This window comes from Streptomyces sp. FH025 (assembly GCF_017427025.1).
Classification (GTDB): Bacteria; Actinomycetota; Actinomycetes; order Streptomycetales; family Streptomycetaceae; genus Kitasatospora.
On record NZ_JAFLNG010000124.1, the window covers coordinates 1 to 14,621 of the forward strand.

Below are 14,621 nucleotides of genomic sequence, written 5' to 3' on the forward strand. Positions count from 1 at the left end.
GGCCGGGTGCCGTTCCGCGCCGAGCACCAGGCCGGCATCCTCGAACCGCCGCAGGCCCGGGCGCAGTTGGCCGCCTTCGACCTGGCCGACGGCGTCGGCCGGGAGGGGCTGCGCACCCTGCTGCGGCGCTGGACGGCGGCGGCCGAGCGGCTGACCGCCGGGGAGCCGGCCGAGGAGTTCGACAACCAGGTCGCGTTGGACGCCGGGCCCTCGTCGCTCACCGTCACGCTCGGCTTCGGCGCCACGCTGTTCGACAAGGCCGGGCTGGCCGACCGCCGGCCGGCGGCGCTGGAACCGCTGCCCGCCTTCCCCGGCGAGGCGCTCGACCCGGCGCGCGGCGAGGGCGACCTGTTCGTCCAGATCGGCGCCGACGACGCCCTGGTGGCGGTGCACGCCCTGCGGGTGCTCCAGCGGCTGGCGGCCGGGACGGCTGCGCTGCGCTGGCAGTCGGCCGGCTTCGCCCGTACCCCGGGGGCCGCGGCGCGGCCGGTGACCGCCCGCAACCTGATGGGCCAGGTCGACGGCACCAACAACCCCAAGCCGTCCGAGGACGGCTTCGCCGCCAAGGTGTTCTGCCAGGCCGGTGGCGACCAGCCGGGGTGGCTGGCGGGCGGCTCGTACCTGGTGTTCCGGCGGATCCGGATGCTGCTGGACCACTGGGAGGAGCTGCCGGTGGACCGGCAGGAGCGGGTGATCGGGCGGCGCAAGTCGGACGGCTCGCCGCTGAACGCGCCGGCCGGCTCGGGCGAGGGCACCCCGGTGGACCTGTCCGCGCAGGGGGCGGACGGCGCGCTGGCGATCCCCTCGGACGCGCACGTCCGGGTGGCCGCCCCGGCGAGCAACGGCGGGGCGGCGATGCTGCGGCGCGGCTTCTCGTACCACGACGGGCTGCTGCCGGACGGCTCACCGGACGCCGGGCTGCTCTTCCTCGCCTTCCAGGCCGACCCGCGCAAGGGCTTCACCCCGGTGCAGCGCAAGCTCTCCCGGGGCGACGGGCTGTCCCGCTTCCTGCGGCACGAGGCGAGCGGGCTGTACGCCGTTCCGCCGGGGCCGCCGACCGGCGGCTACCTCGGGCAACAGCTGCTGGAGGGGTAGGGCCTACCACCCGCGGTCCCGGCCACTGAAACGCTTTCATGCCGGGGCCGCGGAATCGTTATGGTGACTGCTTCGGCACACCCCGCACGTTGCAGCACCCGAGTCCCAACGGAGGCGTCATGTCGGCCACCCGCTACACCTACCTCGGCCCGGCCGGCACCTTCACCGAGGCGGCCCTGCACACCCTGCCCGAGGCGGCGACCCGGGAGCTGGTGCCACTGTCCTCGGTGGCGCTGGCGCTGGACGCGGTGCGCGGCGGGGAGGCCGCCGGGGCGTTCGTACCGATCGAGAACTCGGTCGAGGGCGCGGTCACCGCGACCAACGACGAGCTGGCCGCCGGCGCGCCGCTGATGATCTACCGCGAGGTGCTGCTGCCGATCTCCTTCGCGCTGCTGGTGCGGCCCGGCACCGAGCTGTCCGGGATCAGGACGGTGACCAGCCACCCGGTGGCCCAGCCCCAGGTGCGCCGCTGGCTGGCGGCCAACCTGCCGGACGCCGTGTGGGAGTCGGCCGCCTCCAACGCGGACGGCGCCCGGCTGGTCGCCGAGGGCCGGTACGACGGGGCGTTCGCGGGCGAGTTCGCGGCGCCGATCTACGGGCTGGACCCGCTGGTCAAGGACATCGCGGACGCGCAGAGCGCGACCACCCGGTTCGTGCTGGTCGGCCGGCCGGGGCGGGTCTCCTCGCCGACGGGCACGGACAAGACCTCGATGGTGGTCTGGCTGCCGGACGACCACCCGGGCGCGCTGCTGGAGCTGCTGCAGGAGTTCGCGGTGCGCGGGATCAACCTGATGCGGATCGAGTCCCGGCCGACCGGCGAGGGGCTGGGCAGCTACTGCTTCCTGATCGACTGCGAGGGGCACCTGTCCGAGCGCCGGGTGGCCGAGGCGATGATGGGCCTCAAGCGGATCTGCCCGCAGGTGCGGTTCCTCGGCTCCTATCCGCGCGCCGACCGGCAGGCGTCCAAGCACCGGCGGCCGGGCACCTCGGACGAGGATTTCGCCGCGGCGGCGGACTGGCTCTCCCGCGCACTCGACGGGCGCGGGGACATCTGAACTTCCCCGACACCTGAACGTCCCCTGACGTCTTTCCGACCTTTTCCGATCGTTTTCGACCGGGCCGATCAGCCGGGTCAGGTGACCGCACCGTCGTCCACAGGGCGGCCCGGAACCGGAGGCCGCTGTCCACAGGCCTCTCCGCTGTCCACAGCCGAAAGTTATCCACAGGTCTGGGGATGAGTCGACAAACCGGTATAGCCATTGCCCAGAAGCGGTCGGACCATCGGTTTGCGTCGCAGAGATGACTAATCCGACCAGAGTCACCCGCTTGCCTGTAAATCACCCGTCCGAGTGCTTCAATTCCCTCACTCGTGAGGGTTGATTGAGGTTTGAAACCTCAATTCCCCGGTTCCGGTGAGCGGAAGGTGACCCTCCCCATCAATCCACAGACCTGGGCCCGGGCCTGTGGATAACCAGCCCCCGGCGAGTTCCCCACAGGAGTTATCCACAGGATCGGCCGAGTTATCCCCAGGGGAAAACCGGTACCGGTGGAGGAACGGCCGACCGGTACGCTTGGGCCTGTGATTGACCTTCGCCTGCTCCGTGAGGACCCTGACCGAGTGCGCGCCTCGCAGCGCGTCCGTGGCGAGGACGTCGACCTGGTCGACGCCCTCCTCTCCGCCGACGAGCGGCGCCGGTCCTCGGGCAGCCGCTTCGACGAACTGCGCAGCGAGCAGCGGGTGCTCGGCAAGCAGGTCGCCCAGGCCAAGGGCGAGGAGAAGACCGCCCTGCTGCAGCGCACCAAGGACCTGGCCGCCGAGGTCAAGGCCGCGGACGCCGAGCAGGCCGCGGCCAAGGAGGAGGCGGACCGCCTGCTCCGCTCGCTGGCGAACCTCATCGACCCGGCCGCCCCGGTCGGCGGCGAGGAGGACTTCGTCACCCTGGAGGAGATCGGCACCCCGCGCGACTTCGCCGCCGAGGGCTTCGAGCCGCGCGACCACGTCGAGCTCGGCCAGATCCTGGGCGCGATCGACACCGAGCGCGGCGCCAAGGTCGCCGGTGCCCGGTCCTACTACCTGACCGGTGTCGGCGCGCTGCTGGAGCTCGCCCTGGTCAACATGGCGATCGCCCAGGCCACCGCGGCCGGCTTCACCCCGATGATCACCCCGACCCTGGTCCGCCCGGCCGCCATGGACGGCACCGGCTTCCTCGGCCAGGCCGCCGAGAACGTGTACCACCTCGCCGAGGACGACCGGTACCTGGTCGGCACCAGCGAGGTCCCGCTCGCCGCGTACCACATGGACGAGATCATCGAGGCCGAGAAGCTGCCGCTGCGCTACGCCGGCTACTCGTCCTGCTTCCGCCGCGAGGCCGGCACCTACGGCAAGGACACCCGCGGCATCATCCGGGTCCACCAGTTCGAGAAGGTGGAGATGTTCGTCTTCACCACGCCCGAGGAGGCGGAGAACGAGCACCGCCGCCTGCTCCAGTGGGAGAAGGACTTCCTCAACGCGCTGGAGCTGCCGTACCGGGTGATCGACGTCGCCTCCGGCGACCTCGGCGCCTCGGCCGCGCGCAAGTTCGACATCGAGGCCTGGATCCCCACCCAGGGCAAGTACCGCGAGGTCACCTCGACCTCCAACACCACCGAGTACCAGGCCCGCCGCCTGTCGATCCGGATGCGCGAGGAGGGCAAGACCCGCCCGCTCGCCACCCTGAACGGCACCCTGGTCGCGGTGCCGCGCACCATCGTGGCGATCCTGGAGAACCACCAGCAGGCCGACGGCTCGGTCGTCGTGCCCGAGGCGCTGCGGCCCTACCTCGGCGGGCGCACCGTCATCGAGCCGGTCAAGTGACCTCGACCGCACGTCCGAACGGTGGCGACCTGCCCTACCGGCTGGTCGCCACCGACCTCGACGGCACCCTGCTCACCAGCACGGAAACCGTCTCCGAGCGCACCCGCGCCGCCCTGGCCGCGGCCACCGGCGCGGGCGCGCTGCACATCATCGTGACCGGCCGCTCGGCCGTCTGGGCCCGCCCGGTCTTCGACGAGATCGGCTACACGGGGATAGCGGTCTGCGGCCAGGGCGCCCAGGTCTACGACGCCGGCGCCCACAAGCTGCTCACCTCGCTCACCCTGGACCGCCGGCTCGCCGCGCTCGCGATCGAGAAGATCGAGGGCGAGACCGGCCCGCTGGCCATCGCCTCCAACCAGGACGGCCTGGACGGCCAGGTGCTGGCCGGCCCCGGCTACGAGCTGCTGATCGGCTCCGACCTCCCGGTCGTCCGGGTGGAGCGCGGCGAACTGCTCTCCGCCCCGGTCAGCAAGCTCTACATCCAGCACCCCGGCCTGACCGACGACGCCCTCGCCGAGGCCGCCCGCCGCGCCGCCGGCGACCTGGTCGGCGTGGTGATGGCCGGCGCCGGCGTGGTCGAGCTGCTGCCGCTGGGCCTGTCCAAGGCCACCGGCCTGGCCGTCGCCGCCCGCCGCCTCGGCGTGCGCCGCACCGACACCATCGCCTTCGGCGACATGCCCAACGACGTCCCGATGTTCGGCTGGGCCGCGCACGGCGTGGCCATGGCCAACGCCCACGAGGAGCTCCTGGCCGTCGCCGACGACGTCACCGCGAGCAACGACGAGGACGGCGTCGCGCTCGTCCTGGAGCGGCTCTTCCAGGGGTCCGGGAGCCGCTGAACCGGGCCGCCGAACGCCAACGGCGCCCCCGAGCCGCGGGTCACCTTCGTCTCCTACGGAGTGCTGCCCACCGGCGACCGAGCACTCCCAGCCAGTTGTAGGATGACCGGGCAAGCGGTTGTAGGATGACCTACGACCGATGAGTGGTGTCCGCGGAGGGAGGTCCGGCATGAGCGGCGACGGCAACGGCCTGCAGGCGGCCGGGCGGCGTTCCCTGGTGGACACCGCGATCGACCAGCTGCGGGAGCGGCTGGCCGACGGCACCTGGCCGGTGGGCTCGCAGATCCCCACCGAGCACGAGCTCGCCGAGCAGCTGCAGGTCGGGCGGAACACCGTGCGGGAGGCGATCCGGGTGCTGGTGCACGCCGGAATGCTGGTCTCCCGGCAGGGCGAGGGCACCTTCGTACGGTCCACCAGCGACCCCGCGGCGGTGCTGCGCGGCGTCCAGCGCTCCGGCATCCGGGACGTCCTGGAGGTCCGCGCGGCGCTGGAGACCGAGGGCGCCCGGCTGGCCGCTCTGCGGCACACCCCCGAGGACATCCGGCGGATGCGGGCCGCGCTGGCCCGCGAGGCCGAGATCTTCGCGAAGCACCCCGAGCGGGCCAGCCGCGAGGCCACCGTCGAGCACGACCTGGAGTTCCACACCGCCGTCGTCGAGGCCGCGCACAACCCCGCGCTGGCCGAGGTGTACCGCTACTTCGGCGCCTCCGTGCGCGAGGCGATGACCTCCGCCTTCGGCGACCACGAGATGCCCGAGGCGGTCGTGGCCACCCACGAGGCGCTGGTCGACGCGATCGAGAGCGGTGACCCGGACCGGGCCGAGGCGGCGTGTCGTGCGCTGCTCGCCGGCCCGACCGCGGCCGTCGAGCAGCTGCTCGCGGCCATCGCGGCCCGGAAGTAGGACGGCGCGAGCCTCCCCTTCCGCCGTCCGCTTCCACGCACATTCACGAAAGAACAGCACACCCATGGCCGTCACCCGTGCCCAGCAGCCGGTTGTCACCACCCCTGCCCCGCTTCCCGTCCGCGCCCGGCTGGCCCATCCGCTCCTGCTGCTGGCCGGCATCGTGCTGGTCTCGCTGAACATGCGGGCCTGCCTGGCGGCGGTCTCCCCGATGGTCGGCGAGATCCGGCAGACCTTCGGCCTGTCCGCCACCGCGGGCGGTCTGATCACCACCGTCCCGGTGCTGTTCCAGGGCGTCGGCGCCCCGCTCACCCCCCGGCTGACCCGGCGCTTCGGCGCCGAGCGGGTGGTGCTGGGCGCGGTGCTGGTGCTGGGCGCGGGCGTGCTGCTGCGGGTGCTGCCCTCGGTGGCGGCCCTGTACGCGGGCTGCGTGGTGATCGGCGTGGCCATCGCGGTGCTGAACGTGTCGATGCCGGGCCTGGTCAAGCGGGAGTTCCCGGACCGCGCGGCCACCATGACCGGCGTCTACTCGACCACCATGCTGGTCGGCGCCACGCTCGCGGCCGGTACGTCCGTTCCGCTGGAGCACGCGCTCGGCGGCGGCTGGCAGGCCTCGCTCGGCGCCTGGTCGCTGCTCGCGCTGATCGCGGCGGTGGCCTGGCTGCCGCAGGTGCTGCGCTCCCGGCAGGAGAAGGCGGCGGTGGCCACGGCCGTGCAGCAGCCGGGCAAGCCGATCGAGGGGATCTGGAAGTCCCCGCTGGCCTGGCAGATCAGCCTGTTCATGGGCATCTCGTCGCTGCTGGTCTACACCCTGGTCGCCTGGATGCCGACCATGCTGGCCGACCACGGCATGGACCGCGGCCAGGCCGGTCTGGTCTTCGCCTTCTCCAACCTGGTGCAGGTGGCCGGCGCCTTCCTGGTGCCGCTGATGGCCGGCCGGATGACCAACCAGCGCGCGCTGGCGGTGACCATGGCCGCCCTGAACGGGCTCGGCATCGCCACACTGCTGGTCGCGCCGGTCTCCGCCGCCTGGGTGTCCGCGACCATCCTGGGCGTGGCCCAGGGCGGTTCGCTGGGCCTGGGCCTGGCGTTCATCGTGCTGCGCACCGGCACCGCGGCCGGCGCCGCCCAGCTGGGCGGGATGTCGCAGGCGGTCGGCTTCCTGGTCGCGGCGGCCGGCCCGGTCGGCGGCGGTGCGCTGCGCCAGCTGACCGGCGGCTGGGAGACCACCCTGGTGCTGATGCTGGTGCTGGTCGTCGTGGTCGGCGCGGCCGGCTGGGGCGCCGGGCGCAACCGGACGCTGTAGCGGCCGCTACACCGACGGGCCCGGTGGCCGCCACCGGGCCCGTCGGCGGCTACTCCTCCGAGGCCAGGGTCAGCCCGGCGAGCTTCACCGAGGCCAGCACCGTCGCCGCGACGGTGACCACCAGCAGCAGCGGGACGGCCGCCCCGAGCGAGACGTCGGCGCCGATCGCGGTGTCCCCCGCCACCGCCTCGGCGACCGCCCGGCCCCACTGCTGGACGCTCAGCGTCCGGGCGCCCTCGACGAAGTTGCCGATCAGCGACTCCCAGACCAGCGCGTACGCCAGCCCGGCCACCACCGCGTGCCGGGTGACCACGCCGAGCAGCAGGAACAGCGCGCTGTACGCCGCCCCGGCGACCAGCACCGCCACGGTGTAGCCGAGCGCCACGCCGTCCCTCGTCCCGTACAGCAGCAGCCCCGCCAGCAGGGTCGGCACGGCGGCGACCAGCCAGGTGATGCCGATCGCGACCACCAGCTTGGTGGTGACGATCCGGTGGCGCGGCAGCGGCTTGGCGAGCAGGTAGACGATCGATCCGTCGTCGATCTCGGTGGCGATCACCCCGGTGCCGATCACCAGGCCGAGGATCGGGACGAGGGTGCCGAGGTCCAGCTGCCCGAGGATCTTGGCGGTCAGGTCGTGCGACGCGCCGTCGCTCGACGCGCCCGCGATCGCCGAGATGACCAGCAGCAGGGCGGGGGCCACCAGCAGCAGGGCACCGCGGCGGCGGCCGAGCAGGCCGCGCAGGGTCAGCCTGGCGACGGTGGGGTTCATGGTCGGTCGGCCCCTTCCTGGGCAAGTTCCTGGGCAACTTCCTGGGCAACGGCGGTCAGGTCGCTCACGCGGAGACCAGGTACGAGAAGACGCTCTCCAGCGATTCGTCCGCCGGGGAGACGGTGTACAACCGGATGCCGGCCTCCCGGGCGACCCTGGGCAGCAGGGTCGTGAAGCCCTGGAAGTTCACCGCCTCGATCCGCAGCGCCCGCTCCCGCTCGTCCACCTCGATGCCGCTGGTCGATCCGTCGGCGATCAGCGCGGCGGCGAGCCGGCGGTCGTCGCTGGAGCGGACCAGGTAGCGGTGCGGGCGGTCGGTCATCAGCCGCCGGATCCGGCGGAAGTCGCCCGAGGCGGCGTGCCGTCCGGCCACCACCACCTCGATGTGCCGGGCCAGTTGCTCGACCTCCTCCAGGATGTGGGAGGAGAACAGCACCGTCCGGCCGTCCGCGCCGAAGCGGCGCAGCAGCTCCATCAGCTGGAGCCGCTGGCGCGGGTCCATGCCGTTGAAGGGCTCGTCCAGCAGCAGCACGGACGGGTCGTGGACCAGCGCGGAGGCCATCTTGACCCGCTGCTTCATGCCCTTGGAGTACGTGCCGGTGCGGCGGTCCTTGGCGTACGCCATCTCGACCAGGTCCAGGGCGCGCCGGGCGGCGGCGCCGGGCTGGGGCAGGCCGTGCAGTTCGGCGTTGGCGAGGACGAACTCCCAACCGGTCAGGTAGTCGTACATCGACTCCCGCTCCGGGACCAGGCCGATCTGCCGGTACACCTGCTGGTTGCGCCAGATCGGCGCTCCGTCCAGGGTGACCGCGCCGCTGGAGGGGGAGAGGAAGCCGCTCATCATGTGGATGAGGGTGGACTTGCCCGCGCCGTTGGGCCCGAGCAGGCCGGTGATGCCGGGGCCGATCGACATGGAGATGTCGTTGACCGCGACCACGTTCCCGAACCAGCGGGAGACCTTGTCGATGGTGATGGTGGCCATGCCGCCCCCCTCAGAAGTTCCGGTAACGGCGCAGCAGCAGCCGGTACGCGCCGACCACCATGAGCGCGGCGACGAGTGCGAACACCAGCAGGCCGAGCCCGCCCGGGGCGTGCCGGCGGTCGAAGCCGGCGCCGAGGTCGAAGGCCTCGTTGACCAGGGCATCCACCAGGCCGTTCGGCGAGATCAGCGCCGCCCACTGGGCGGTGTCGGCCCTGGCGGAACCGGGCGTGCTGAGGCCGACCGCGATGGCGGCCACCGTCGAACTGACCGCCAGGTAGCCCATGATGGCGGCCACCCCGAAGCCGCGGCGCGGGGTGCTCGCGGCGATCACCAGCGCGACCGAGGTCGGCACGAGGGCGTAGAGCACCGCCGCCGCCAGGCCGTACAGGAACTGCCCGGTGTTGTGCGCGAAGTCCATCCCGCCGAGCAGCGCGCCGACGTACAGCACCAGCAACGGGGCCACCATCAGCAGGAGTTGGGCGCAGGCCATGGCGGCGAACTTGGCCCGGACGTAGTCGGTGCGGGTGATCGGGCGGGAGAAGTAGAGCGGGACGGTGTTGTACCGGAGGTCCCGGGAGAGCAGCACCGGCGCCTGGGAGGCGAGGAAGATCGAGATCACCAGGCTGAGGTTGGACAGGTAGCCGGTGTACTCGGTCGGGAGCTCCTCGCGGTGCAGGCTGACCGCGATCGCCACGAAGATCACCGCGGGGACCGTGACCACGCCCAGGACCAGCATCGGCAGCACCTTGGACTTGCCGGAGCGGCCCAGGCCGTAGGCGGCGCGCAGGCTCTGGGTGAAGAGCGAGCGGGTGGCGTAGGCGCGGCCGAGGCGGGGGCCGGTGTAGCCGCGGTAGCCGATGTCGTGGATGACGCCGGTGTCGGCGGGCCTGGTGTCAGGAGGCTGCGGCATCGTCCGTACCTCCCTCGTCGTCCTGGGTGTCCTGCGCGTCCTGCGCGTCGGTGAAGAGTTCGGCGACCCGGTGCCGGCGCTGCTGCAACCGGACCAGGCCGAGGCCGAGTTCGGCGACGGTGTCGCGGATGGTGTCGTAGGTGTCCTCGCCGGCCAGCCGGACCAGCAGCAGGTGCGAGCCCTCGGACTGGACGCCGAGGCCGGCCGCGGCCAGCCGTTCGCGGACGGCGGCGCCGGGTTCGGCCAGGGAATCCAAAGAAGGGTGTGCAGCGGAGCTGCCCGAATGAGGGTGGTGGTGGGCGACGGGCGGGAGATCCGTGACCTCGACCGAGAGGACGGCCGTCGCCTCGGTGAAGGAGGCGGTGGAGGAGGAGCGCAGCAGCTTGCCGCCGTCGATGACGACCAGGTGGTCGCAGGTGCGCTCCAGCTCGCCCAGCAGGTGGGTGGTGACCAGCACCGAGATCCCGAAGTCGGTGTGCACCCGGCGGATCAGCCCGAGCATCTCGTCCCGGCCCGCCGGGTCGAGGCCGTTGGTCGGCTCGTCCAGCAGCACCAGCTTCGGGTCGTGCACCAGCGCCTGGGCGAGCTTGACCCGTTGCTTCATACCGGTGGAGTAGCCGCCCATCGGGCGGTAGCGCTCCTCGTACAGGCCGACGTGCCGCAGGGTGTCCGCGGTGCGCTCGCGGGCGGCGGTGGCGGGCAGCCCCGCCATCCGGGCCATGTGCACCACGAACTCGGTCGCGGAGACGTCCGGCGGCAGGCAGTCGTGCTCGGGCATGTAGCCGACCCGCTCGCGGATCTCGGAGCCCCTGGTGGCGATGTCCAGGCCGAGCACCTCGCCGCGGCCGGAGGTCGCCGGGGCGAGCCCCAGCAGGATCTTGATCAGGGTCGACTTGCCCGCCCCGTTGGCCCCGACCAGCCCGACGACCCCGGGCCGCACCTCGACGGTGAGCTGGTCGAGCGCGGTGACCCGGGGGAACCTCTTGGTGAGGCCCTCGGTCTTGATGACAGCAGTGGACACGCCCTCAACGTAACGGGCTTGCGCCGCAAGGACCATGAGCTGGAATGACGAGGCCGCATGCTGCTCTGGTATGACGTCGCGGACACCCTCCCTTAGGGGTCGAACAGCCGCAGCCGCGGCCCGCCCCGTCGCAGCGGCCCCGGAACACGGCAAGGGCCTCCCGGCCGCTCGTTCGAGCGGCCGGGAGGCCCTGCGTTCAGGTGCCGCGCTCCCGCGCGGTCATCCGCGTGCCGGTGGTGTTCTACCGGAGCGCGAGCGACAGCGCGTCGTAGCTGGTGCCGGCGACGGGCAGCTGGGTGTCGTACCAGCCGCCGCTGGTGGAGTGCACCTCGTGCAGCGCTCCGTTCTCGGTCGCCTCGATCACGCGGTCACCCCACGGGGCGATCTTGGCGGACAGCGCGGTGATGTTGCCGACGCCGGGGATCACGCCGTCGTGCCAACCGTCGGAGGCGCTGTAGATCTCGTGCAGCTGGCCGCCCTTGACGGCCTCGATCACGCGGGCGCCGGAGGAGTTGTAGTTGAAGCTCAGCGCCGTGATGCCGGACAGACCCGGGATCACACCGTCGTGCCAGCCGTCGGAGGCGCTGTAGATCTCGTGCAGCTCATTGCCCTTGATCGCCTCGATCACCCGGGCGCCGGACGGGCTGTAGCTGAAGCTCATCGCCGTGATGCCGGAGAGACCCGGAATCACACCGTCGTGCCAACCGTCGGCCGCGCTGTAGATCTCGTGCAGCTCATTGCCCTTGATCGCCTCGATCACCCGGGCGCCGGACGGGCTGTAGCTGAAGCTCATCGCCGTGATGCCGGACAGGCCCGGGATCACACCGTCGTGCCAGCCGGTGGCGTCGGTGTAGATCTCGTGCAGCTCGCCGTTCTCGATCGCCTCGATCACCCGGGAGCCGGAGGCGTTGTAGGTGAAGCTCAGCGCGCTGACGCCGCTGACGCCCGGCACCATGCCGTCGTGCCAGCCGGCGGCGTCGGTGTAGACCTCGTGCAGCTGACCGCCCTGCACCGCCTCGATCGTCCGGTCGATGCCGACGGCCGCGGGGCAGAGCGAGGTCATGACCTTGTCGGCCTTCGGGGTGCCCAGACCGGTGGCCATGTCGTAGCCCGCGGTGGCGGGGTACAGGCCGCCCTGGATGCCGATGTCGTTGTTGCCGGTGGTGACGTCCCGCAGCGGGCTGACACCGGTGCGCGCGGCCTGGTAGAGCGTCGGGCTGATGAAGCCGAGCGGGCCGGCGCAGCCGGCCGAGCCGTTCTGGTGCGCCGCGATGGCGGCCCAGAGGGGGGCGGAGGCACTGGTACCGCCGACCACCGTCCAGTAGCCGGGGCCGGTGGCGACCATGTAGCCGGTCGCCGGGTCGGCGTTGGCGGCCACGTCGGGGACCTGACGGCAGGCCGCACCGGCCGCGGCCTGGCAGTAGGCGGCGTTGTACCCGGGGCCGTAGAAGCCGGACTGGTAGGAGCCGCCCTTGAGGGACCAGCGGGAGACGCCGCCACCGCTCGCGCCGCCGTTGCTGTTCCACACCTTCTCGGAGACATTGCCGCCGACGTTGCTCAGCGTGGTGCCGCCGACACCGGTGACGAACGGCTGGCTGGCCGGGTCGGAGGTGCTCAGCAGGTTGGTGATGCTCGTCGGCGCGCCGGCGTTCTTCAGGTAGTTGCAACCGCTGGAGCCGTCGTCACCGGAGGCCGCCACCACGGTCTGGCCCTGCAGCGCGGCCTGGAGGAAGATGTCGCGCTCGGCCACCAGGTCGCTGGTGGCCATCACCTGGTCGCAGATGCCCCAGCTGGTGGTGACCACCTGGGCGCGGTTGTCCGCGACGATCTGACGGTAGGTGTTCTGGATGTCCGCCGGGGTGGCCTTGTAGGCGTCCGGGCCCTGGTAGACCAGCACGTTCGCGCGGGGCGCGAGACCGATGACGGTGTCGAGGTCCAGCGCGGTCTCGACGCCGACGCCGGTGTTGGTCGGCGTCTGCTGGGCGCCGGTGTTGACCCTGACCCGCTGCACCGACGCGTTGGTGCCGAAGCAGGACTGGTAGCTGCTCAGAGCGGCGTCCGAGTAGTCCTCCAGCGCGAAGACGGCGACCGTCGTGCCGGCGCCGCCGTCGGTCATGCCGTTCAGCCCGTAGACGGAGGCGAGCGCGGCGGGGCTGAAGTAGTCCCTGTTGTCGGAGAGGTTGGGGAACTGCGCGGCGACACCGGCGCACACCGTCGGGTAGGTCCCGCTCGTGGCGTTGGGCTGCGCGGCCGTGAGCGGAGCGGGCTTGCCGACCGCTCCGACCACGTGGTTGGCGTGCGCCTGGGCCAGCGTGTTGAAGCCGACGACCGCGGCGACCGACCCGGCCACGTCGGAACGCACCGCGGGGGCGTTGGTGTTCAGGAAGCCGGTCCGGCCGTCGGACATCTGGTAGCCGGCCAGGTCCACGTCGAAGGCCCGCTTGGCCTGCGAGACGGTGGTGTTGACCGGGATGGTGAGACCGTCGGCCGCGAGCTTCTCGGGGTGCAGGCCCTGCGCCGTGAGGGCCTGGGTGACCTTGGCGACCGTGGCCGGGTCCGCTCCGAAGCGCTGGGCGAACTCACCGCTCTTCAGGAACCGGTGGTACTGCGGCGAGGACTTGTCGCTCACCGCGTTGGCCAGCGCCTCGGCGCCAGCCGCGTCACGCGACTTCAGGTGCACGCTCAGCTGCACCGGAGTGTCGTCCGCCGGAGCGGCGGTCTTGGTCGCGTCGCCCGGCGCGGTCGGCACGGTGCCGACGCGCTGCGTCGTCGGCTCGGCGGCCCGGGCCGCCGGCAGGCCGGCGTAGGTGACCAGGGCGGCGGTGGCCATGACCAGAGTGACCGCGCGCGACAGTGGTATCGCGGTCAGCCGAGGCCGGGCGTTTGGCGTCGGATGGGACATCCGCGCTCCCCCCAAATGAATGATCCGATGAACCCTCGAACGAGAGTCCGACCGGATTTCTATCAGGCCGCCCGGACACTGTGTGAGGAGCGGGTCGATGTTCAGCGCTCCGGCTCCCGTAGGGTCGCCGGTATGCGACTGAGTGCGGTGATTCTCCCCATCCACCGATGGGCCGAGGGGCGGAAGATCTGGCGGCGGGCCGAGGAACTCGGGTTCCACGCCGCGTACACCTATGACCACCTGTCATGGCGGTCGTTCCGGGACGAACCGTGGTTCGGGGCGGTCCCCACGCTGACGGCGGCGGCCACCGCCACCGAACGGCTGCGGCTGGGAACGCTGGTGACCTCGCCGAACTTCCGGCATCCGGTGACGCTGGCGAAGGAGCTGATCACGCTGGACGACGTGTCCGGCGGGCGGCTCACGCTGGGGATCGGGGCCGGCGGGACGGGCTTCGACGCGACGGCGCTGGGGCAGGAGGCGTGGTCGCCGAAGGAGCGGGCGGACCGCTTCGGGGAGTTCCTGCCGCTGCTGGACGAGCTGCTGCGCGGCGACGCGACGACCCGCGAGGGCACGTACTACTCGGCGGTCGAGGCGCGCAACATCCCCGGCTGCGTACAGACCCCGCGGGTGCCGTTCTACGTCGCGGCGGCCGGGCCGCGCGGGATGAGGCTGGCGGCCGAGTACGGGCAGGGCTGGGTGACGTACGGGGACCCGAAGGGGCCCGCGGACGTGCCGGTCGAGCAGGCGCCCGGCGTGATCGCCGCGCAGATCGCGAAGCTGACGGCCGCCTGCGAGGCACAGGGCCGGGACGTGGCGACGCTGGAGAAGGTGCTGCTCCAGGGCTCGACGGCGGAGAAGCCGCTCCAGTCGCTGGACGCCTTCGTGGACTGGGCCGGCACCTACCGGGAGCTGGGCATCACCGAGTTGGTGATCCACTGGCCGGTGCCGGACTCGATCTTCGAGAACGACCTCGCCGTCTTCGAGCGGATCGCCACCGAGGGCCTCGCCCAACTGGACTGACCCGCGCGGCCCGCGGCGCGCA

The 14,621-nt window shown here is 72.3% G+C and carries 12 protein-coding genes; 7 read left to right on the plus strand and 5 right to left on the minus strand.

The window, feature by feature from the left end; all coding sequences use genetic code 11:
- The 6 genes from J0670_RS12085 to J0670_RS12110 form a co-directional block, all read left to right on the plus strand.
- Positions 1 to 1,095 (plus strand): Dyp-type peroxidase (locus J0670_RS12085; RefSeq protein WP_207811507.1); only part of this gene is annotated, 1,095 nt, incomplete at its 5' end.
- A 119-nt stretch (positions 1,096 to 1,214) separates the two neighbouring features.
- Positions 1,215 to 2,150, plus strand: a complete 936-nt coding sequence (pheA, locus tag J0670_RS12090) for a prephenate dehydratase (protein WP_207811508.1) — start codon at positions 1,215 to 1,217, stop codon at positions 2,148 to 2,150.
- Between the two features lie 524 nt (positions 2,151 to 2,674).
- Positions 2,675 to 3,949, plus strand: coding sequence for a serine--tRNA ligase (gene serS / locus J0670_RS12095; protein ID WP_207811509.1), 1,275 nt, complete (start codon positions 2,675 to 2,677; stop codon positions 3,947 to 3,949).
- A complete protein-coding gene (locus tag J0670_RS12100) occupies positions 3,946 to 4,788 on the plus strand; it encodes an HAD family hydrolase (protein ID WP_207811510.1) in 843 nt (280 codons plus the stop codon). The genes serS and J0670_RS12100 overlap by 4 nt, the downstream gene beginning before the upstream one ends.
- A 169-nt stretch (positions 4,789 to 4,957) precedes the next feature.
- Positions 4,958 to 5,689: a FadR/GntR family transcriptional regulator gene (locus tag J0670_RS12105; protein WP_207811511.1), complete on the plus strand. Its 732-nt coding sequence runs from the start codon at positions 4,958 to 4,960 to the stop codon at positions 5,687 to 5,689.
- Positions 5,690 to 5,753: 64 nt separating this feature from the next.
- Positions 5,754 to 6,995: an MFS transporter gene (locus tag J0670_RS12110; protein WP_207811512.1), complete on the plus strand. Its 1,242-nt coding sequence runs from the start codon at positions 5,754 to 5,756 to the stop codon at positions 6,993 to 6,995.
- Between the two features lie 49 nt (positions 6,996 to 7,044).
- On the opposite strand, the gene J0670_RS12115 is transcribed toward J0670_RS12110, so the two are convergent.
- The 5 genes from J0670_RS12115 to J0670_RS12135 form a co-directional block, all read right to left on the minus strand.
- Positions 7,045 to 7,764: an ABC transporter permease gene (locus tag J0670_RS12115; protein ID WP_207811513.1), complete on the minus strand. Its 720-nt coding sequence runs from the start codon at positions 7,762 to 7,764 to the stop codon at positions 7,045 to 7,047.
- 64 nt (positions 7,765 to 7,828) lie between these two features.
- Complete coding sequence (locus tag J0670_RS12120) at positions 7,829 to 8,746, minus strand: ABC transporter ATP-binding protein (RefSeq protein ID WP_207811514.1); 918 nt, start codon at positions 8,744 to 8,746, stop codon at positions 7,829 to 7,831.
- Between the two features lie 10 nt (positions 8,747 to 8,756).
- A complete protein-coding gene (locus J0670_RS12125; protein WP_207811515.1) occupies positions 8,757 to 9,656 on the minus strand; it encodes an ABC transporter permease in 900 nt (299 codons plus the stop codon).
- Entirely contained in the window at positions 9,640 to 10,713 is a 1,074-nt protein-coding gene (locus tag J0670_RS12130) for an ABC transporter ATP-binding protein (protein ID WP_207811516.1), read from the minus strand. The genes J0670_RS12125 and J0670_RS12130 overlap by 17 nt, the downstream gene beginning before the upstream one ends.
- Before the next feature lie 205 nt (positions 10,714 to 10,918).
- Entirely contained in the window at positions 10,919 to 13,507 is a 2,589-nt protein-coding gene (locus J0670_RS12135) for a protease pro-enzyme activation domain-containing protein (protein WP_207811517.1), read from the minus strand.
- Between the two features lie 204 nt (positions 13,508 to 13,711).
- Here J0670_RS12135 and J0670_RS12140 point away from each other — a divergent pair, with 204 nt between their 5' ends.
- Complete coding sequence (locus tag J0670_RS12140) at positions 13,712 to 14,599, plus strand: LLM class flavin-dependent oxidoreductase (protein WP_207811518.1); 888 nt, start codon at positions 13,712 to 13,714, stop codon at positions 14,597 to 14,599.
- Positions 14,600 to 14,621 lie beyond the last annotated feature (22 nt).

Bases quoted from the DNA above. Each gene is read 5' to 3' on its own strand.
- pheA (WP_207811508.1), top strand. From the start codon at position 1,215: ATGTCGGCCACCCGCTACACCTACCTCGGCCCGGCCGGCACCTTCACC.
- J0670_RS12105 (WP_207811511.1), top strand. From the start codon at position 4,958: ATGAGCGGCGACGGCAACGGCCTGCAGGCGGCCGGGCGGCGTTCCCTG.
- J0670_RS12110 (WP_207811512.1), top strand. From the start codon at position 5,754: ATGGCCGTCACCCGTGCCCAGCAGCCGGTTGTCACCACCCCTGCCCCG.
- J0670_RS12115 (WP_207811513.1), bottom strand. From the start codon at position 7,764: ATGAACCCCACCGTCGCCAGGCTGACCCTGCGCGGCCTGCTCGGCCGC.
- J0670_RS12120 (WP_207811514.1), bottom strand. From the start codon at position 8,746: ATGGCCACCATCACCATCGACAAGGTCTCCCGCTGGTTCGGGAACGTG.
- J0670_RS12125 (WP_207811515.1), bottom strand. From the start codon at position 9,656: ATGCCGCAGCCTCCTGACACCAGGCCCGCCGACACCGGCGTCATCCAC.
- J0670_RS12130 (WP_207811516.1), bottom strand. From the start codon at position 10,713: ATGGTCCTTGCGGCGCAAGCCCGTTACGTTGAGGGCGTGTCCACTGCT.
- J0670_RS12135 (WP_207811517.1), bottom strand. From the start codon at position 13,507: ATGGCCACCGCCGCCCTGGTCACCTACGCCGGCCTGCCGGCGGCCCGG.
- J0670_RS12140 (WP_207811518.1), top strand. From the start codon at position 13,712: ATGCGACTGAGTGCGGTGATTCTCCCCATCCACCGATGGGCCGAGGGG.